Here is an 18,325-nt window from a genome sequence, read left to right on the forward strand (position 1 = left end):
GAAATACGACCAGGACCAGGGATTGGGTCTTTGCAATTATTGGGGATACAGTCAATGATTAAGCATCTGCGTGTATAAGCGCCTGCACGGAAAGCTTCCGCTGCCGATCGGAGCATCCGCGCCTTCCTCGGAAACGTAATCCCCCTCGTGAGCCTTGCGCGCTGCATCGTCCTCGCAGCGAGCGCCCTGCGGCGAGTCCGTAAATCCAACCGGCGGGCCTGGTCCCCCGGAATGACGAGCCCGGCCCAGTCCGGGCCTCTCCCACGAGGTATCCGATGAGCTTTTTCCTCCGAGACGATTCCCGGGACATCGTCGCCGCGATCAACCGCTCCCAGGCGGTCATCGAGTTCACGCCGGAGGGCGAGATCCTTGGCGCGAACGGCAGGTTCCTGGAATCGGTCGGGTACGCGCTCGAAGAGATCAAGGGCAAGCACCATGGCCTGTTCGTCGATCCATCGATGAAGGGAAGCGCCGAGTACCGGCAGTTCTGGGACAGGCTGAAGCGAGGCGAGTATTTCGCCGGCCAGTATCGGCGCGTGGCGAAGAACGGCGGCGCCCTATGGCTGCAGGCCAGCTACAATCCAGTGCTGGACCGCCGCGGCCGGACCGTGAAGGTCATCAAGTTCGCGACCGACATCACCGAGCAAAAACTGAAGGAGGCGAACTTCGCGGGCCAGATCGCAGCCATCGACAAGGCGCAGGCGGTGATCGAGTTCGCGCTCGACGGCAGGATCCTTCACGCCAACCGGAACTTTCTGGCCGCCATGGGGTACGCTCTGGCGGAGATCCAGAACCATCACCACGGCATGTTCGTCGGCGAGACCGAGCGGACCAGCCCGGAGTACCGTCGCCTCTGGGAGAAGCTCCGCAATGGCGAATACGACGCCGGTCGCTATCGCCGCATTGGCAAGGGCGGCCGGGAGGTCTGGATCCAGGCCAGCTACAATCCCATCCTCGATCCGGACGGCAAGCCCTTCAAGGTTGTGAAATACGCGACCGACATCACCGAGCAGGTGCGCGCGGCCGCCATGATGGAGGATGCGGTTCGCCAGACGATCGGCATCGTGGAGGCCGCCAAGGCGAGCGATCTCACCCGCAGGGTGTCGCTCGACGGCCTTCAGGGCGACGTGAAGGAGCTCGCCGGGGGCGTTAACCAACTCCTCGACACGCTCACCTCGGTGATCGGATCGGTGCGCGTGGCCGCCGAGGAAACCCTGGCCGCCGCAGGCGAGATCGCGAGCGGCAGCAATGATCTGGCCAGCCGCACGGAGCAGCAGGCCTCCTCCCTGGAGGAGACGGCGGCCACCACCGAGGAATTGGCGGCCTCGGTGAAGACGACGGCCAGCGCGTCGCGCCAGGCGGTTGATCTGGCCGAGCAGGCCAATTCCGTGGCCCAGGCGGGCGGCGGCATCGTGCGCGAGGCAGTCGAGGCGATGGCCCGGATCGAGCAGGCCTCCCAGAAGATCTCGGACATCAACGCGGTGATCGACGAGATCGCCTTCCAGACTAACCTTCTCGCCCTCAACGCGGCCGTGGAGGCCGCGCGGGCCGGAGAGGCCGGAAAGGGCTTCGCGGTCGTCGCCTCGGAGGTTCGCACCCTTGCCCAGCGCTCCAGCGAGGCGGCCAAGGACATCACGGGCCTGATTGGCGCCTCGGGGGCCGAGGTCGCCCAGGGCGTGAAGCTGGTGCGCTCCGCCGGCGACGCGCTGGAGAAGATCGTCGACGCCGCCCGCAAGGTGTCCGCCACCGTGGCGGAGATCTCGGTCGCCGCCGGCGAGCAGGCCAACGGCATCGACGAGATGAGCCAGGCCGTGGCCCATATGGACGAGATGACGCAGCAAAACGCCGCGCTGGCCGAGGAGAGCGCCGCCTCGGCCCGGGCCCTGTCCGGCCAGATCGAGCAGTTGAACGCCCTGGTGCGCGAATTCCGCACCCTCGACCAGCCGGAGGGCCGCCGCAACGAACCCGCCCGCCTCAAGGCCCTGGCCGAGGCGGCTTTCTCGGCCAGGCCGTCAGGCGCGGCGCAACTCGCCAGGAAAGTGAAAGCGGCTGCGCCTGCCCCCAGGCGCGCAGCCGGCGGGGGAGGGGACTGGTCGGAGTTCTGACAGGCTGGAGGCCTGCTGGACGCCTTGCAGCCAGCCCTTGAAAACGCCGCCGTCATCCCCGGCCGGAGCGGCGAAGCCGCGGAGGGAAGGGGATCCAGGGCAAGGCGCGCAGGACTCCGGATCCCCGTCCCGCGCCTAGGCCCCGCGTCAAGCGGGGCTTGTCCACACGCTCTGATTGAATCCGGACTCTGCTTGACTCTCGGACGCGGAATTTGAATCCTAGAACAAAATAGGAACACCGCGATGAGAGCCCATGGCCTCACCTCCCTCTCGCCGGCCCCCGCGGCCGCTCGCGAGGCGTCTCCTGCCGCCGGTCTGGCGCGCGCGGCGCTGCACGAGTTCTATGCCGCGGCGCCCGCGGACGGCCCGGCCGTCACCGGCGCCCTGCTGGCCCTCGCCCGCATGGCCGCCCCCGATTCGCCCATCCTGTGGGTGCGCCACGCCTTCGTGGACCGCGAGACGGGCGCGCTCTATCCGCCCGGCGTGGCCGAACTGGGGCTCGACCCCGGCCGGCTCACCCTGGTGCGCGCCCGCGACATCCCTTCCGCCCTCCAGGCGGGGCTTGAAGGCGCGCGCTGCGCCGCCCTGGGCGCCGCCGTGATCGAGCTCTGGGGCGAGGCCAAGGCCCTCGACCTCACCGCCAGCCGGCGCCTCGCGCTGGCGGCGCGGACGTCCGGAACGCTCGTCCTGATGGCCCGCGTCGCGGCGAACCCGCAGCCCAGCGCCGCCGAGACCCGCTGGCGGATCGAGGCTGCGCCATCGCGGGCGCTCGAGGCTAACGCGCCGGGCGACCCGTCCTTCTCGTTCACCTTGCTGCGCCACCGCGGCGGGCTCGCGCCCGGCGAGTGGCGCCTGGAGTGGAGCCGTGACCACGCACGCTTCGCAGACCGCGTCCCCGACGCTTCCCCGGCGCGGACCGGGCCGGCGCTACCTGGCGCTGTGGTTCCCTTTTCTGCCGACCGACCGGATCCTCCAGGAGCGGCGGCGCCAGTCCGCCGGGCAGGCTGAGGGGCCCTTCGTCCTTGTCGACAAGGCGCGAGGCGCGCTGCGCATCGCCGCGCTGAACGCCGCCGCGCTGGAGAGCGGCCTCAAGGCTGGCATGGCGCTGGCCGACGCCCGCGCCTGCCTGCCGGCGCTGCGCGTGGGGGAGACGGACCCGCAGGCCGACGCCGACCTGCTGCAGGCTTGCGCCACCCTGTGCGAGATGTTCACGCCGCTGGTGGCGCTCGATGGCGCGGACGGAGTCCTGCTCGACGTCACCGGCTGCGCCCACCTGTTCGGCGGCGAGGAGGGCCTGCGCATGCAGGCCCGCCGGACGCTGGCGCGCCTCGGCCTCCACACCCGCGCGGTGGTGGCCGACACCCCCGACGCCGCCCGCGCGCTGGCGCGCCACGGCGCCGCCAAGGTCGTCCCGCCGGGCGAGACCGCCGCCTTCGTGGCCGGCCTGCCCCTTGCGGCGCTGGACCTGGGCGCCGACACGCACCTGGCCCTCGGGCGCGCCGGCTTCCGGGCCGTGGGCGAACTGGCCGAGCGCCCCTCCCAGGCGCTCACGGCCCGCTTCGGCGCAGGCCTTGCGACGAAGCTCGCCCGCCTCATGGGCCGGGAGGACATCCGCCTCACGCCCCTGCGCGACCCGCCGGCCTGCATGGCCGAGCGTCATTTCCCCGAGCCGCTGGGCGCCATGGACTCGCTCATGGCCGTGCTGGAGCGCCTCGGCCGCGAGGTCGGCGCCATCCTGGAGCGGCGCGGGGAGGGCGGACGCCTGTTCGAGGCGAGCTTCTTCCGCACGGACGGCGCGGTGCGCCGCATCGTCGTGGAGACCGCCCAGCCCCTGCGCGACGCGCCTGGCCTGCTGCGCCTCGTCCGGCTCAAGATCGACGCGCTCGCCGACCCGCTCGACCCCGGCTTCGGCTTCGACGCGCTCCGCTTGGCCGTGCGCCGAGCGGAGCCCTTCGACCAGAGCCAGGCGGACCTGGAGGGCAAGCCCGACCCGGACGGCGACGTGGCCGCGTTGGTGGACAGGCTGGTGGCCCGCTTCGGCCGCGCGCAGGTGCTGCGCTTCGCCGCCCGCGACTCGCACGACCCCCTGCGCGCGGCGGCGCTGGAGCCTGCCGCCGCTCCCGCGGCGCCCTGGCCCGAGCCCGATCCCGGCCAGCCGCCGTCCCGCCCCGTCACCCTGTTCGACCCGCCCCAGGCGATCGAGGCGCTCGCCGAGGTGCCGGACGGGCCGCCACTGCGCTTCCGCTGGCGGCGCGTGCTGCATGACGTCGCCCGCGCCGAAGGGCCGGAGCGCATTGCCCCCGAATGGTGGCGCGTCGGCGCCCGTCCGCCGGCGACCCGCGACTACTACCGCGTGGAGAACGGGCAGGGCCGCCGCTTCTGGGTGTTCCGGGAAGGTTTCCATGGCGAAGGGGAGGGACGTCCGCGCTGGTTCCTCCACGGGCTCTTCGCATGAACGCCCGCGCCTCCACGCCTTACGCCGAGCTCGTCGCGGCCACGAACTTCTCCTTCCTGCGCGGCGCCTCCCACGCCGAGCACATGCTGCTGACCTCGCTGCTGCTCGGCCACACCGGCCTCGGGATCGCCGACCGCAACACGGTGGCCGGCGTGGTGCGCGCCTTCGCGGCCCTGAAGGACCTGCGCGAGGGCGGCGTGCTCCCACCCCTCAAGCGCCGGATTGGCGGCGAACCCGGCTGCTTCAGCGTCGAGCCCTTTCCCCTGCCGGACGCCTTGGCGGGAACCGCGCCGCTGTCTCCCCCGTCATTGCGAGCCGAAGGCGAAGCAACCCAGGAGCGCTCGGCGCCCGGCCTGTCCCCCTCCCCCTTGTGGGGAAGGGCTAGAGGTGGAGATCTTGCCCCAGATCATGACGGGTCGAGCGGCCCCCAGCCCCAATCACTCCCCACAAGGGGGAGGGAGGTCGGCCGCGCCCCGCACGAGTCTTCCACCCCCCTGGGCCTTTCCAAGGGCCCCTGGGACCCCAACCGGCCCTGGACCGACGACCCCGCGCAGCCCCCGGGCTACGCCTGGCCCGATCCGCCCGACCCACCGGAGCCTGAGCCGCCCGTGATCGCCGAGTGGGCCGAGGAGCGCGCCCAGACCTTCAGGCTGGTCACCGGCGCCCGCCTCGTGTTCACGGACGGGACGCCCGACATCGTCGTCCACCCGGCCGACCGCGCCGGCTGGGGGCGGCTGTGCCGCATCCTCACGGAGGGCTCCCGCCGGGCGAAGAAGGGCGAGTGCCTCCTCACTCTCGACGACCTCCTGGCCGACGCCCGGGGCCTGCTGCTGGTCGTCTCCCCCGGCCGGGACCTCCGGCCCCTGCCGGGCCTGCTGCCGCGCCTCAACGAAGCCGCGCCCGGGGCCGTGTGGCTCGGCGCGACCATGCACCGCCGCGGCGACGAGCGCCGCCGCCTCGCTCGTCTCAAGGCGCTCGCCGACGCGGCGCGCCTGCCGCTGCTCGCCACCAACGACGCCCTCTACGCCGACCCTTCAGACCGCGAGCTGCAGGACATCCTGTCCTGCATCCGGGAAGGCGTGACGATCGAGACCGCCGGCCGCCTCCTGGAGGCCAACGCCGAGCGCCATCTCAAGCCGCCGGCCGAGATGGCCCGCCTGTTCCGCGACTGCCCGCAGGCCATCGCCGAGACCCAGGCCCTTCTCGAGCGCGTCGAGTTCTCCCTGGACCAGCTGCGCTACGAATACCCCGACGAGCCGACGCCGCCCGGCCGCGACTCGCAGGACTGGCTGGAGGAGCTCACCTGGCGCTCCGCGGAGGCGCGCTACCCGTCCGGCGTGCCCGCCAAGGTGCAGACCCTCCTGCGCGACGAGCTCGCGCTCATCGGCAAGCTCGACTACGCCCGCTACTTCCTCACCATTCACGACATCGTGCGGGTGGCCCGCGACAAGGGCATCCTCTGCCAGGGCCGCGGCTCGGCCGCCAATTCGGCCGTCTGCTACGTGCTCGGCATCACCGCCGTGGACCCCAACGAGCACAACGTGCTCTTCGCCCGCTTCATCTCGGAGGAGCGGCGCGAGCCGCCGGACATCGACGTCGACTTCGAGCACGAGCGGCGCGAGGAGGTCATCCAGCACATCTACGAGAAATACGGCCGCCACCGCGCCGGCATCGCCGCCACCGTGATCCACTACCGGCCGAAGAGCGCCATCCGGGAGGCCGGCAAGGCTCTGGGCCTGTCGGAGGATGTCACGGCCGCCCTCTCCGGCACCCAGTGGGGCAGCTGGGGCAGCGACATCACCCGCAACCAGGTGCAGCAGGCCGGGCTCGACCCGGACAACCCGGAGATCCGACGCGCGGTGGACTTCGCCAAGCGCCTCCTGGGCTTTCCGCGCCACCTCTCCCAGCACGTCGGCGGCTTCGTGCTGACGCGCGGGCGCCTGGACGAGCTGGTGCCCATCGGCAACGCGGCCATGCCGGACCGCACCTTCATCGAGTGGGACAAGGACGACATCGACACGCTCGGCCTCATGAAGGTCGACGTGCTGGCGCTTGGCATGCTCACCTGCATCCGCAAGGCCTTCGAGCTGCTGGGCGAGCACGAGGGCCTCGAACTCGGCCTCGCCGACGTGCCGGGGGAGGACGTCGCCACCTACGACATGCTCTGCAAGGGCGACTCCATCGGCGTCTTCCAGGTGGAGAGCCGCGCCCAGATCAACATGCTGCCGCGCCTCAAGCCGCGCACCTTCTACGACCTCGTGATCGAGGTCGCGATCGTCCGGCCGGGACCCATCCAGGGCAACATGGTGCACCCCTATCTGCGCCGCCGCGCCGGCCTGGAGGAGGTCACCTTCCCGTCGCCTGCGCCGGAGCACGGCCCCGCCGACGAGCTGCGCAACGTGCTGGGCAAGACCATGGGCGTGCCGCTCTTCCAGGAGCAGGCCATGCAGCTCGCCATGGTGGCTGCGCAATTCTCCGACAAGGAGGCCAACCAGCTCCGCCGCGCCATCTCCAGCTTCCGCCATGTGGGCACGGTGCACCTGTTCGAGGCCATGATGGTGGAGCGCATGCTGGCCCGCGGCTACGAGCGGGAGTTCGCCCAGAGCTGCTTCGAGCAGATCAAGGGCTTCGGCTCCTACGGCTTCCCGGAGAGCCACGCAGCGTCCTTCGCCAAGCTCGTCTACGTGTCGTCCTGGATCAAGCGCCACTACCCGGCGGTGTTCACCTGCGCGCTCTTGAACTCCCAGCCCATGGGCTTCTACGCCCCGGCCCAGCTGGTGCGCGACGCCCGCGAGCACGGGGTGGAGGTGCGGCCCGTGGACGTCAACGCCAGCCTCTGGGACAACACCCTGGAGCGCAGGCCGGATGGCGCGCTGGCGCTGCGCCTGGGTTTCCGCCAGGCGGACGGCGTCCACGAGGCCGAGGCGATGCGGCTCGTGCGGGTGCGGGGGCCGGGCTATTCATCGGTGGAGGAATTATCGGTGCGCGCCGGGCTCTATGGCCGCCCCATGCGGGCGCTGGCCGACGCCGACGCTTTCCGGTCGATCGGGCTCGATCGCCGGGCCGCGCTCTGGGAGGTCCGCCGCCTGCCCCAGGACGAGCCGCTGCCCCTCTTCGCCGCCGCCTCCGCCCGCGAACTGGCTGAGGAGCCCGACGCCCGCCTGCCGGAGATGTCGCTGGGCGAGCACGTCGCCAGCGACTACCAGACGCTGCGCCTCTCCCTGAAAGGCCACCCCATGGGCCTGCTGCGCGACGTCTTCCGCCGCGAACGCGCGCTCACCTGCGCGGAAACGGCGGCCCAGGCGGACGCCCGCTTCGTCCGTGTCGCCGGCGTCGTGCTGGTGCGCCAGCGGCCGGGGAACGGCAACGCCATCTTCATCACGATCGAGGACGAGACCGGCATCACCAACGTGATGCTCTGGGCCCGCCAGTTCGAGCCCTTCCGCCGGGCCGTGATGATGTCGCGCCTGATGCTGGTGGAGGGCCGCGTTCAGAAGAGCCCGGAGGGGGTGGTCCACGTCATGGCCTCGGCCATTTTCGACCGCTCGCCGGAGCTCGACCGCCTCTGGTCCCGCCCCCGCCAGGAGCCGGCGCCCGCCGCGGACCCCAAGCCGGTCAAGACCTACGTCCCCGCCGCCCTCCACCTCGCCCCGCCGTCGCGCAGCGCCAACCAGCACCCCCGCGACGTGCGCGTGCTGCCGAAGAGCCGGGATTTCCACTGAGCGCGGCAGCGCCCGATCCCCTCTCCCCTCCAGGGGGCATCCCCGGCGGCCGCAGGCGCGGGAAGGGGGATCCAGGGGGACCGCGTACGATCCTCGAAACAGGACTCCGGCACACCTCGACCCGCAGTGGCCGGGCTCGTCCCGGCCATCCTCGCGGCCGCCGGGGCGTGGATGCCCGGGAACAAGCCCGGGCATGACGGAGGAGGGCCTCCGGGCATGGGGGGCGACCGATCAGAAAGCCCGTCATCCCCGGCGCGCCGCAGGCGCGGGAAAGGGATCCAGGGGACCGCGCACGATCCTCGAAACAGGACTCCCGGACGCCTCGACCCGTCATGGCCGGGCTCGTCCCGGCCATCCACGTGGCGGCCGAGGCGTGGATGCCCGGGACGAGCCCGGGCATGACGGCGAATTCCCTTCCCCTCCGCGGCTGCGCTGCTCAAGCCGGGGGATGACGGCGTGCGCCGGAAACAAGCGTTCACTTCGGCCTATCGCCCGCAAGCGGGCGACAGAAGACGCTCGCTTCACTCCGCCGCGACGGCCAGCGGCTCCGCCCCAGCCCGCGGCAGGCCGAAGTGATCCCATACCTCCACCAGCGCCGCGGTGAGCGCCGCGATCAGGGCGTCGTCGTGCACGGGCGTTGGCGTGATGCGCAGGCGCTCGGCGCCGCGCGGGACCGTGGGATAGTTGATGGGCTGGATGTAGATGCCGTGCTTGTCCAGCAGGCGATCGGACGCCGCCTTGCACAGCTCCGCGTCGCGCACCATCAGGGGCACGATGTGGGTGGGCGTGTCCATCACGGGCAGGCCCGCGGCGAGCAGGGCGGCCTTGGTGCGCGCCGCCTGCTGCTGGTGCGTCGCCCGCTCGGCGGAGGACGCCTTCAGGTGCCGCACGGAGGCGCAGGCCGCCGCCGCCACGGCCGGCGGCAGCGTTGTCGTGAAGATGAAGCCCGGCGCATGCGACCGCACGGCGTCGATCACCGAGGCCTTTCCCGCGATGTAGCCCCCAAGGCACCCATAGGCCTTGGCCAGCGTGCCCTCGATCACGTCGATGCGGGCCATCTGGCCGTCGCGCTCGGCCACGCCGGCGCCGCGCGGGCCGTAGAGGCCCACCGCATGCACCTCGTCGATATAGGTCATCGCCCCATAGCGCTCCGCCAGGTCGCAAATGGCGCTGATCGGAGCGATGTCGCCATCCATAGAATAGACGCTCTCGAACACGATCAGCTTCGGCCGCTCGGGCCCGGCGGCCTGCAGCAGCTCTTCCAGGTGCGCCATGTCGTTGTGGCGGAAGATCACCTTCTCGCATCCGGCGTTGCGCACGCCCTCGATCATGGAGTTGTGGTTGAGCGCGTCCGAGAGGATCAGGCAGTTCGGGATGAGTTTCGCGATCGTCGCGATGCCGGTCAGGTTCGACACGTAGCCGGACGTGAAGACGAGCGCCGCTTCCTTGCCGTGCAGGTCCGCGAGTTCCGCCTCGAGTTGCACCACGGGGTGGTGGTTGCCGGAAATGTTGCGCGTCCCCCCGGCGCCTGCGCCCATGCGCTGCGCCGTCTCGGTCATCGCCCCGACCACGGCCGGGTGCTGGCCCATGCCGAGATAGTCGTTGGAGCACCATACCACGATGAAGCGGGGCCCCTCGGGCGTATGGTGGATGGCGCGGGGGAACTCGCCCGCCACGCGCTCCAGGTCGGCGAAGACGCGATAGCGATTCTCGCTTTTCAGCGCGCTGACGGCCTGTTCGAAGAACGCTTCGTAGTTCATGGGCAGTTCCATCGCATGGGCCGGGCGCCCGTTCAATTCGCAGATTGCCGGATCGGGTGGCCCCGGACGTGATCCCAAGTTGAGGCGAAAACGCGGCGGAAGGCCAGCCTGCGCGGTTGTCTGCATCGCCCGCTGCGCATATGCACGAAGCCGTGCAAGGAGGAGCGAAAGTGTCCGGAACACGGTCCAGCGACGCCGATCTTCGCAAGCAACGCCTCGCCGCGGCCCTGCGCGATAACCTCAAGCGCCGCAAGGCCCAGGCCCGCGCCCGGCAGGACGAGCCAGCGTCGAAGGCCGCGCCCGCCAAGGAGACCCCACAGGGCGATCCCGAGAAGGCGTGACCTTTCTGCGACGTTCCGGCTTTTTGGCTCGCGCGGCGCGGCGTGGCCCTTTATAGGCCGCATTTGGCCGCGCACGTGGCAGCAAGTTTTCGCGGCAGGACACGGGGCTCAACCCCGCCGCCGCCCAACCTATGGTGATAGATGGATCGCATCCGCATCGTGGGCGGCGCCCCGCTCAACGGCTCCATTCCGATCTCCGGGGCGAAGAACGCAGCCCTGCCGCTCATGATCGCGAGCCTCCTCACGCCCCAGACGGTGGTGCTGGAGAACGTGCCGCGCCTGTCCGACGTGCGTCTGCTCATGCGCATCCTGGGCAATCACGGCGTGGACGCGTCCATTGACGGCAAGCGCGCCGGCCAGGCCGAGGACCACGGCGAGACGATCCGCTTCACCGCGCGCGAGATCGTGGACACGACAGCGCCCTACGAGCTCGTCTCGCGCATGCGCGCGAGCTTCTGGGTGATCGCGCCCCTGCTCGCCCGCATGGGCGAGGCGCGAGTGTCCCTTCCGGGCGGCTGCGCCATCGGCACGCGCCCGGTCGACCTCCTCCTGATGGCGCTGGAGGCGCTCGGCGCGCAGGTGGACATCGACGCCGGCTACGCCGTCGTGCGCGCCCCCACTGGTGGCCTGCGCGGCGGAGAGATCGTCTTCCCCAAGGTCACGGTGGGCGGCACTCACACGGCCCTGATGGCCGCTGTGCTGGCGAACGGGACCACGGTGATCGACAACGCCGCCCGCGAGCCGGAGGTGACGGACCTCGCCAATTGCCTGATCGCCATGGGGGCGAAGATCGAGGGCGCCGGCACGTCGCGCATCGTCGTGCAGGGCGTGACGTCGCTGGACGGCTGCCGCCACCCGGTCCTGCCGGATCGCATCGAGACCGGCACCTACGCCATGGCGGTCGCCATGACGGGCGGCGACGTCACCCTGGAGAACACCCGTCCCGACCTGCTCCAGTCGGCTCTTGACGTGCTGATGCGCACTGGGGCCGAGATCTCGTCGGCCCCCAACGGCATCCGCATTCGTCGTAGCGGCGGGTCCATCGACCCGGTCGACGTGACCACGGAGCCCTTCCCGGGCTTCCCGACTGACCTGCAGGCCCAGTTCATGGCCCTGATGACGCGCGCCAGGGGCGTCTCGCACATCCGCGAGACGATCTTCGAGAACCGCTTCATGCATGTGCAGGAGCTGGCGCGCCTGGGCGCCCACATCCGCCTCGACGGCGACCTCGCCATCGTGGAGGGCGTCCCGGTGCTCAAGGGCGCGCCCGTGATGGCGACGGACCTGCGCGCATCCGTGTCGCTCGTCATCGCGGCCTTGGCGGCGGAAGGGGAGACCATGGTGCACCGCGTGTACCACCTGGACCGCGGCTTCGAGGCCCTGGAAAAGAAGCTCGGGCGTTGCGGCGCCCAAGTCGAACGTATCAGCGGCTGAGCCGCTGCGGCCCGCCCCGGGCAGGGCGGGCCGCGTTCAGGCGATCAATAGCCCGTGGCGCCGCGCTTGAAGCCGAAGCCGGGGATCCGGCATCCGCACGGACGGCCGTAGGGCTGAGGCGGCACGGGGCACGACCCGCGGGACGTGATGCACATGTCCGTCATGCGGACGCGAGGCCGCGGGCGATGATACGGGTCCTCGTAGCCGTAGCGCGGCCGCGGGCGGTAATAGCCGGGCGGCGGAGGCGGCGGGGGATAGTAGTACTGCGCGAGCTGGATACGCCCCGCGTCGGCCGGGGCGTCGGCGGCGAGGGGATCCCCAGCCCACGCCGTGGCGCAAAGTCCCAAAAGAATCCCGGCGGTCGCCGGGGCCAGGTATTTCAGCATGTCCATCTCCATCTCGCCCCGCGTATTAGAAGCGCGGTGGCGCCGAATGCGGCCTTGCGGCCGCGCGCATATCACGCGGGAATCCGGACCGGAGCAAGACCGTCAAGCTTACGCTCAGTTCCCCACTGCTCCCCGCTTCCAGCCGAAGCCCGGGATGTTGCAACCGCACGGCGAGCCGTAGGGAGCAGGCGTCGTGGGGCACAATCCGCGTGAGGTGATGCAGGTGTCGGAGTAGCGAGCCGGCGCCCTCCACCGGGGATGCCCGTAGCCGTAGGGCGCAGGAGCGTAGCGCGGGCCGCCGTAATAGTCGTGCCGGCGCCATTCGCCGCGCCCATAAGGCTGGCGTCCATAGGGCTGTTGCTGTGAGCCCCAGACGTCGTTGTCCGTGCGAAAATCGTTCGCCGCCGCCCAGGCGGTCGACGCTCCAGCGCTGGCGAGCACGAGACCAGTCGCGGCGAATAAGGTGGCGAGCTTCATCATGGGCTCCTTGCGCGCCTTTGATGCCTGGCGTCGGCCAAGTCATGGAGGCGGGGTCTTTGGAACCTTCAACGGCGAAGCTTGCGCATTGGTTGCCCCGGGCCCCCCTGGAGGCCTTCATGGGGGCGAGGACGCGCGCATCGACAGGCTGACGCGCCACTTCGGATGGCGGTTTCCCCTTGGGCCGGGGCCGCGAACAGAAGCATGCGTTCCACGCAGCATGCCTCCACTTGCGCCGAGGGAGCCGCGCAACGATCTGAGACACGGCAGGAACTCCGTCGCGTCCCGGCGATTGGGGTTGCCACTCCGGCTCCGCCTCAGTTGCGCCAAGGCGGAGGCCCGGCTACAGGGTCTGGCGGCGAGGGGATGTGAATGACAGGCGTGAACGCCCTCAAACTGGTCGCGCTCGACGACGAGGACCTGGCGGTCGTCTCCGCCCACCTTCAGGACGCCGTCCTCAAGGTGGCGGACATCACGTGGCTGCCACGCGAGAAGCGCTTCGCCTTCGTGGCCAACCGTTTCGCCTGGGAGGCGCAGCGCACGGACAGCGGCGAACGCCGTCGCACCGGGGTCTGCTTCACGCGCGTGCTCAAGGTCCAGCACAGCCGGATCCGGTGTGACGAGCCGGAGGCGGTGCTGAACCTGCTGGCGGTCACGTTCACCGCCGGCGAGTCGCCTTCCGGGGTCGTCACCCTGGTGTTCTCGGGCGGCGGCGCCATCCGGCTGGAGGTCGAGTGCCTCGAGGCCGAGATGCGCGACCTGGGGCCGGCCTGGGAAACCCCCAACCGTCCCGTCCACCAGCTTCAGGACTGAGAGGAATTCCGATGCCGCTTCGGCTCGACGCCGGCTCGCCCACCTTCGAGCGCGACTTCGCCGGCCTGCTCGCGATGAAGCGGGAAGTCTCCGAGGACGTCGACAACGCCGTGAAGGCGATCATCGAGGACGTGGTCGCCCGGGGCGACGCGGCCCTGATCGACTATACGCGCCGCTTCGATCGGCTTGAGCTGGACGCCGCCAGGCTGCGGGTCACCGAGGCGGAGGTGGACCGGGCCGGGGCCGCCTGCTCCGCCGAGACCCTTTCCGCGCTGCGGGTCGCCCGCGCCCGCATCGAGGCCTACCACGCGCGCCAGAAGCCGTCCGACGACCGCTACGTCGACGCGCTGGGCGTGGAGCTGGGTCACCGTTGGACCGCCGTGGAGGCGGCAGGCCTCTACGTGCCCGGCGGGACGGCGAGTTATCCGTCATCCGTGCTGATGAACGCCGTGCCGGCCCAGGTGGCCGGCGTGCCGCGGATCGTCATGGTGGTGCCGTCCCCCGACGGCGCCCTCAACCCGCTCGTGCTCGCCGCCGCCAAGATCGCCGGCGTCACCGAGATCTACCGCGTGGGCGGCGCCCAGGCCGTCGCGGCGCTGGCCTACGGCACGGCCACCATCGCTCCGGTGGCCAAGATCGTCGGACCTGGCAATGCCTATGTGGCGGCCGCCAAGCGCCGCGTCTTCGGCCAGGTCGGCATCGACATGATCGCCGGCCCCTCCGAGGTGGTGGTCGTGGCCGATCGCCACGCCAACCCCGACTGGATCGCGGCCGACCTGCTGGCCCAGGCCGAGCACGACGCAGCCGCCCAGTCCATCCTGATCACCGACAGCCCGGAACTGGCCGACGCCGTGGCGGAAGCGGTCGAGCGCCGCCTGTCGACGTTGCCGCGCGCCGCCATCGCGGGCGCCAGCTGGCGCGACTACGGGGCCGTGATCCTGGCGAAGGACCTCCAGGCCGCCGTGCCCCTGGTGGACCGGCTGGCGCCGGAGCACCTGGAGATCGAGTGCGAGGACGCGGAAGGCCTCGCGGCCCGCATCCGCAACGCCGGCGCCATCTTCCTCGGGAGCCACACGCCGGAAGCCATCGGGGACTATGTCGGCGGCCCCAACCACGTGCTGCCGACGGCGCGCTCGGCCCGCTTCTCGTCCGGCCTCGGCGTGCTCGACTTCATGAAGCGCACGTCCATCCTGAAATGCGCGCCCGAATCGCTGCGCGAGCTCGGCCCCTCGGCGATCGCCCTCGGTCGCGCAGAGGGGCTCGAGGCGCACGCGCGCTCGGTGGCGGTGCGGCTGAACCTGGGCTGAGGGGCTCTCGATGGGGCAGGAGAAGGACGCGAAGAAGCGCCTCACGGCGGTGACGCTCGACGAGGTGTCGATCGGGCGCGCCGGCCCCGAGCAGGAGCACGAGCGCGCCGTCGCCATCTACGACCTGATCGAGGCCAACTGCTTCGGCCTGCCGGGGCATGAGGGCGGCCCCTACACGCTCCACATCGGCCTGCACGACAACAAGCTCGCCCTCGATGTCCGGGACGCCGGCGGCGACACCGTCATCACCCACATCCTCTCGCTCGCGCCGTTCCGGCGCGTGGTGAAGGACTACTTCCTCGTGTGCGAGAGCTACTACGCCGCCATCCGCACGGCGAGCGCCACCCAAATCGAGGCCATCGACATGGGCCGGCGGGGACTTCACAACGAGGCGGCGGAGCTGCTGGTGCAGCGCCTCGACGGCAAGATCGAGGTGGATTTCGACACAGCCCGGCGTCTGATCACGCTCATCATGGCCCTTCACTGGAAAGGCTGAGAGTGGCGGACGTCGCCCCTGGCCGGCGGGTCGGCGCAGTGCTCTTCGCCTGCGCCTGGAACGCCGTGCGCTCGCCCATGGCCGAGGCCGTGGCGCGCCATTACTTCGGCAAGTCCGTCTACGTGCAGTCCGCCGGCGCCCGCAAGGGCGAGGTTGACCCCTTCATGGTGGCCGCCCTGGACGAGATCGGCATCGACGCCAGCAAGCACCGTCCCCGCACCCTGGAGGAGTTGGAGGACTGGGAGGGGCTGAACTTCGACCTTATCGTCACCCTCAGCCCCGAGGCGCACCACAAGGCGCTCGACATGACCCGCACCCATGCGGTGGATGTGGAGTACTGGCCCACCCCGGACCCCACCCTGGTGCAGGGTTCACGCGAGCAGAAGCTCGACGCCTACCGCGATGTCCGCGACCTGCTGACGAAGCGCATCAAGGAGCGGCTGCGGGGCTAGGGCCCTCACACGCCCCACGCCCGCAACAGGCTCACCACGCTCAGGCCCACCGCCAGGGCCAGCAACTCGTTGCGCTTGATCAGCATGGAGACGAGAGCCGCCGCCAGAGCGGCGAGGGCGGAGGGACCTCCGCGCATCACCAGTGGTGCGATGATGGCCACGATGATGGAGCCGGGCAGGGCGGCGAGGCCCCGCCGCACCGGTTGCGTCAGTGGAACATGCGCCATCAGCCAGACGCCGAGCACCCGGCACAGGTAGCTGGCGAGCGCCATCGCCACGATGGCAGCGAGCGAACCGGCCGTGAGCCCGAAAGGCGAGGGGTCAGGCATTGCCGCCGCCCCGCCTGCGATCCTCTAGCACGCCCAGCGCCGCGCCCGTGAGGGCGCCGGCGAGGCCGCCGGTCACCACGAAGGCGTAGCCCGGCCAGAGCCAGGCCGTCGCCAGCGCCACGAGGGCGGAGGCGGCCCAGCAGATCGTGTCCTGCCGGCCCTTCCACAGGGGCACCACCATGGCGGTGAACACGATCGGCATCACGAGGTCGATGCCGAACCGCTCCGGATGCTGGACCAGCCCGCCCGCGAGCCGGCCGGGCAGGGTGCCGCCCACCCAGACGATCCAAAGCATGATCCCGGCGCCGATCAGCACGCCCACATCCCGCCCGCCCCCGGCATGGTAGCGCGTGCCCACCACCCAGTTCGCGTCCGTCAACAGGCCGAGGCTCGGCCACAGCACCGTGTTGGGCAGCGGATAGATCCACGGCTGCAGCGAGGCGCCCTGCAGGATCATGCGCGCGTTCACCGTGAACACCACGGCGCTGATCGCCAGGATCGCGGCCCCGGTCCACACGTCGGTCCGCCACAGCTCCAGCGCCACCAGCTGGGCCGAGCCCGCGTACATCAGGGCGCTCATCAGAACCGTTTCGAGGACGCTCAGACCCTTCTGCGCGGCCGTCGTGCCGAACGCCGCGGCAAACACGATGCTGCCCGGGATGAAGGGAAACACGAGGCGCGCCCCGAGCAGCATGCCCTGAAGGGTTACGGGCGGCGGGGCGTCGACTGCCTTCATGGCGGTCAGGAATGCGCCGATGCGGCGCGCCGTTTCAGCGCGAACCCGACGGCGAGCACCAGCGCCGCGCCCGCAATCGCCAGGGGCAGCTCCAACTGATGGAGCTGCGCCTCCCCGAAGCGCTCCACCAGGTAGGGATCGGAGTCCATCATCTCCCCGGCCACCCAGCCGAGCAGGGCGGCGCCGGCCCAGACCAGGATGGGGAAGCGCGACAGCAGCGCCATGATGAGCGTGGCGCCGGCCACGATGAGCGGGATGGAGATCAGCAGCCCCAGCGCCATCAGGGCCATGTTGTCCTTCGCCACGGCCGCGATGGCGAGCACGTTGTCGAGGCTCATCACCATGTCGGCGACCGCGATGGTCCAGATGGCCGAGAGCAGCCTCTCGCTGGCCTTCACGGCGTCCTCGTCCTCGTCCTCGCCTTCCGCGATGAGCTGGACGGCCACCCACAGCAGCAGCACGCCGCCCACGAGCCGCAGGAACGGCGTGGCCAGGAGCTTGGCCACGATCACCGTGAAGATGATGCGCAGCAGCACGGCGACGCCGGCGCCCAGCACCAGGCCGAGCCGGCGCTGGCGCACCGGCAGCCCGCGGCAGGCCAGCGCGATGACGACGGCGTTGTCGCCGGAAAGCAGGATGTTGACCCAGACGACCTCGAGGATCGCAAGCCCGGTCTGCAGCGTGAAGTCCATGAGGCGCGATCGCTCGGGGGTGCGGTTGGGAAAAAGTCAGGAAGGGTGATGCACCGCCGACCGCCGTGAACGCAAGGCCCAAGCGGCCGCGATCACCAGGAGCGCGCCTGCAATCGCAGCAGGCATGCGCCAATCGGGGGCGTTCGGGAGCCGGCCCGCGACCCAGGGGTCCGTCGCGATCATGGCGCCCCCGATCCAGCCCAGGAGCGCCGCGCCGCCCCAGACGAAGATCGGGAAACGCGCGATCAGCGCCATCAGCAGGGTCGACCCGACGACGATCAGCGGAATGGAGACCAGAAGGCCGAAGATGAACAGCGCGGCGTTCCCGTCCGAAGCCGCCGCGATCGCCACCACGTTGTCGAGGCTCATCACCGCGTCCGCGATCGCGATGGTGCGCACCGCGCCCCAGAGCGTCTCGCTCTCGCTCACCGCGTGCTCGCCCTCGTCGCCCAGGACCAGCTTCACGGCGATCCAGAACAGCAGCCCGCCGCCCACTGCCCCCAGCAGGGGGACGTCCAGCAACCAGCTGATCACCAGCGCGAACACGATTCGCAGGCCGACGGCCGCCCCGGCCCCCAGCAGGACCCCGAGACGCCGCTTGCGCGGCGGCAGCGACCGGCAGGCCATCGCGATCACGACGGCGTTGTCGCCGGAGAGCAGCAGGTCGATCCAGATGATCTGGAGGATGGAAAGGAGGGTCTGCGTCGAGAAGTCCATGCGCGGCGCTCCGCCCAGGCCGGAGCAGCCTGCGCCGCGAACATTGGGATTTTGTAATGAAATGCAACCCCGCGCGGTGGAAGGACGCCCGGCCGAGGCCGGG

17 protein-coding genes are annotated in these 18,325 nt (G+C 70.9%); 10 read left to right on the plus strand and 7 right to left on the minus strand.

The window, feature by feature from the left end; translation table 11 throughout:
* Window positions 1-275 precede the first annotated feature (275 nt).
* The 4 genes from SLNSH_RS02850 (at window position 276) to SLNSH_RS02860 (ending at window position 8,282) form a co-directional block, all read left to right on the plus strand.
* Window positions 276-2,105: a methyl-accepting chemotaxis protein gene (locus tag SLNSH_RS02850; protein ID WP_106335129.1), complete on the plus strand. Its 1,830-nt coding sequence runs from the start codon at window positions 276-278 to the stop codon at window positions 2,103-2,105.
* 243 nt (window positions 2,106-2,348) lie between these two features.
* Entirely contained in the window at window positions 2,349-3,113 is a 765-nt protein-coding gene (locus SLNSH_RS25195; RefSeq protein WP_210202468.1) for an ImuA family protein, read from the plus strand.
* The gene (locus SLNSH_RS02855; protein WP_210202473.1) at window positions 3,073-4,560 is read left to right on the plus strand and encodes a Y-family DNA polymerase; all 1,488 of its coding nucleotides are present in this window, start codon (window positions 3,073-3,075) and stop codon (window positions 4,558-4,560) included. The genes SLNSH_RS25195 and SLNSH_RS02855 overlap by 41 nt, the downstream gene beginning before the upstream one ends.
* Window positions 4,557-8,282 carry an error-prone DNA polymerase gene (locus SLNSH_RS02860; protein WP_106335131.1) on the plus strand — a complete coding sequence of 1,242 codons (3,726 nt, stop codon included), beginning with the start codon at window positions 4,557-4,559 and terminating at the stop codon, window positions 8,280-8,282. Before SLNSH_RS02855 ends, SLNSH_RS02860 begins: the two co-directional genes overlap by 4 nt.
* Window positions 8,283-8,803: 521 nt before the next feature.
* Here SLNSH_RS02860 and hemA read toward each other — a convergent pair.
* Window positions 8,804-10,042, minus strand: a complete 1,239-nt coding sequence (gene hemA, locus SLNSH_RS02865) for a 5-aminolevulinate synthase (protein ID WP_106335132.1) — start codon at window positions 10,040-10,042, stop codon at window positions 8,804-8,806.
* A gap of 170 nt (window positions 10,043-10,212) precedes the next feature.
* Here hemA and SLNSH_RS25120 point away from each other — a divergent pair, with 170 nt between their 5' ends.
* Window positions 10,213-10,383, plus strand: coding sequence for a hypothetical protein (locus SLNSH_RS25120; protein ID WP_245421991.1), 171 nt, complete (start codon window positions 10,213-10,215; stop codon window positions 10,381-10,383).
* A gap of 141 nt (window positions 10,384-10,524) precedes the next feature.
* The gene (gene murA / locus SLNSH_RS02870; protein ID WP_106335133.1) at window positions 10,525-11,817 is read left to right on the plus strand and encodes a UDP-N-acetylglucosamine 1-carboxyvinyltransferase; all 1,293 of its coding nucleotides are present in this window, start codon (window positions 10,525-10,527) and stop codon (window positions 11,815-11,817) included.
* Between the two features lie 44 nt (window positions 11,818-11,861).
* Here the strand turns inward: murA and SLNSH_RS02875 are convergent, their stop codons facing one another.
* On the minus strand, window positions 11,862-12,203 hold the full coding sequence (locus tag SLNSH_RS02875; protein ID WP_146140178.1) for a hypothetical protein: 342 nt from the start codon (window positions 12,201-12,203) through the stop codon (window positions 11,862-11,864).
* A 114-nt stretch (window positions 12,204-12,317) separates the two neighbouring features.
* Window positions 12,318-12,680 carry a hypothetical protein gene (locus SLNSH_RS24485; RefSeq protein ID WP_146140179.1) on the minus strand — a complete coding sequence of 121 codons (363 nt, stop codon included), beginning with the start codon at window positions 12,678-12,680 and terminating at the stop codon, window positions 12,318-12,320.
* A gap of 372 nt (window positions 12,681-13,052) precedes the next feature.
* On the opposite strand from SLNSH_RS24485, the gene SLNSH_RS02880 reads away from it, so the two are divergent.
* Genes SLNSH_RS02880 through SLNSH_RS02895 form a run of 4 tightly spaced genes read left to right on the plus strand, consistent with a single transcriptional unit; the run spans window position 13,053 to window position 15,748 of the window.
* Window positions 13,053-13,493 carry a DUF2948 family protein gene (locus SLNSH_RS02880; RefSeq protein WP_106335135.1) on the plus strand — a complete coding sequence of 147 codons (441 nt, stop codon included), beginning with the start codon at window positions 13,053-13,055 and terminating at the stop codon, window positions 13,491-13,493.
* An 11-nt stretch (window positions 13,494-13,504) separates the two neighbouring features.
* On the plus strand, window positions 13,505-14,800 hold the full coding sequence (gene hisD / locus SLNSH_RS02885; RefSeq protein WP_106335136.1) for a histidinol dehydrogenase: 1,296 nt from the start codon (window positions 13,505-13,507) through the stop codon (window positions 14,798-14,800).
* A 10-nt stretch (window positions 14,801-14,810) separates the two neighbouring features.
* Window positions 14,811-15,296, plus strand: coding sequence for a UPF0262 family protein (locus SLNSH_RS02890; protein ID WP_106335137.1), 486 nt, complete (start codon window positions 14,811-14,813; stop codon window positions 15,294-15,296).
* A gap of 2 nt (window positions 15,297-15,298) precedes the next feature.
* A complete protein-coding gene (locus SLNSH_RS02895) occupies window positions 15,299-15,748 on the plus strand; it encodes an arsenate-mycothiol transferase ArsC (RefSeq protein ID WP_280954447.1) in 450 nt (149 codons plus the stop codon).
* Between the two features lie 5 nt (window positions 15,749-15,753).
* On the opposite strand, the gene SLNSH_RS02900 is transcribed toward SLNSH_RS02895, so the two are convergent.
* From SLNSH_RS02900 to SLNSH_RS02915, 4 genes are read right to left on the minus strand one after another with little or no spacing between them, the layout of a single operon-like run.
* Entirely contained in the window at window positions 15,754-16,077 is a 324-nt protein-coding gene (locus SLNSH_RS02900) for an AzlD family protein (RefSeq protein WP_106335138.1), read from the minus strand.
* Entirely contained in the window at window positions 16,070-16,813 is a 744-nt protein-coding gene (locus SLNSH_RS02905; protein ID WP_106335139.1) for an AzlC family ABC transporter permease, read from the minus strand. The genes SLNSH_RS02900 and SLNSH_RS02905 overlap by 8 nt, the downstream gene beginning before the upstream one ends.
* 5 nt (window positions 16,814-16,818) lie before the next feature.
* Window positions 16,819-17,505: a TerC family protein gene (locus tag SLNSH_RS02910; protein ID WP_106335140.1), complete on the minus strand. Its 687-nt coding sequence runs from the start codon at window positions 17,503-17,505 to the stop codon at window positions 16,819-16,821.
* A 36-nt stretch (window positions 17,506-17,541) separates the two neighbouring features.
* Window positions 17,542-18,222, minus strand: a complete 681-nt coding sequence (locus SLNSH_RS02915; protein WP_106335141.1) for a TerC family protein — start codon at window positions 18,220-18,222, stop codon at window positions 17,542-17,544.
* Window positions 18,223-18,325: the final 103 nt, after the last annotated feature.

The sequence above is a fragment of the Alsobacter soli genome (assembly GCF_003004785.1).
Lineage (GTDB): Bacteria > Pseudomonadota > Alphaproteobacteria > Rhizobiales > Beijerinckiaceae > Alsobacter > Alsobacter soli.

Excerpts from the sequence above, each read along its gene's own strand:
- SLNSH_RS02850 (WP_106335129.1), top strand. The coding sequence starts at position 276 with ATGAGCTTTTTCCTCCGAGACGATTCCCGGGACATCGTCGCCGCGATC.
- SLNSH_RS25195 (WP_210202468.1), top strand. The coding sequence starts at position 2,349 with ATGAGAGCCCATGGCCTCACCTCCCTCTCGCCGGCCCCCGCGGCCGCT.
- SLNSH_RS02860 (WP_106335131.1), top strand. The coding sequence starts at position 4,557 with ATGAACGCCCGCGCCTCCACGCCTTACGCCGAGCTCGTCGCGGCCACG.
- hemA (WP_106335132.1), bottom strand. The coding sequence starts at position 10,042 with ATGAACTACGAAGCGTTCTTCGAACAGGCCGTCAGCGCGCTGAAAAGC.
- murA (WP_106335133.1), top strand. The coding sequence starts at position 10,525 with ATGGATCGCATCCGCATCGTGGGCGGCGCCCCGCTCAACGGCTCCATT.
- SLNSH_RS02875 (WP_146140178.1), bottom strand. The coding sequence starts at position 12,203 with ATGCTGAAATACCTGGCCCCGGCGACCGCCGGGATTCTTTTGGGACTT.
- SLNSH_RS24485 (WP_146140179.1), bottom strand. The coding sequence starts at position 12,680 with ATGAAGCTCGCCACCTTATTCGCCGCGACTGGTCTCGTGCTCGCCAGC.
- SLNSH_RS02880 (WP_106335135.1), top strand. The coding sequence starts at position 13,053 with ATGACAGGCGTGAACGCCCTCAAACTGGTCGCGCTCGACGACGAGGAC.
- hisD (WP_106335136.1), top strand. The coding sequence starts at position 13,505 with ATGCCGCTTCGGCTCGACGCCGGCTCGCCCACCTTCGAGCGCGACTTC.
- SLNSH_RS02890 (WP_106335137.1), top strand. The coding sequence starts at position 14,811 with ATGGGGCAGGAGAAGGACGCGAAGAAGCGCCTCACGGCGGTGACGCTC.
- SLNSH_RS02900 (WP_106335138.1), bottom strand. The coding sequence starts at position 16,077 with ATGCCTGACCCCTCGCCTTTCGGGCTCACGGCCGGTTCGCTCGCTGCC.
- SLNSH_RS02905 (WP_106335139.1), bottom strand. The coding sequence starts at position 16,813 with ATGAAGGCAGTCGACGCCCCGCCGCCCGTAACCCTTCAGGGCATGCTG.
- SLNSH_RS02910 (WP_106335140.1), bottom strand. The coding sequence starts at position 17,505 with ATGGACTTCACGCTGCAGACCGGGCTTGCGATCCTCGAGGTCGTCTGG.
- SLNSH_RS02915 (WP_106335141.1), bottom strand. The coding sequence starts at position 18,222 with ATGGACTTCTCGACGCAGACCCTCCTTTCCATCCTCCAGATCATCTGG.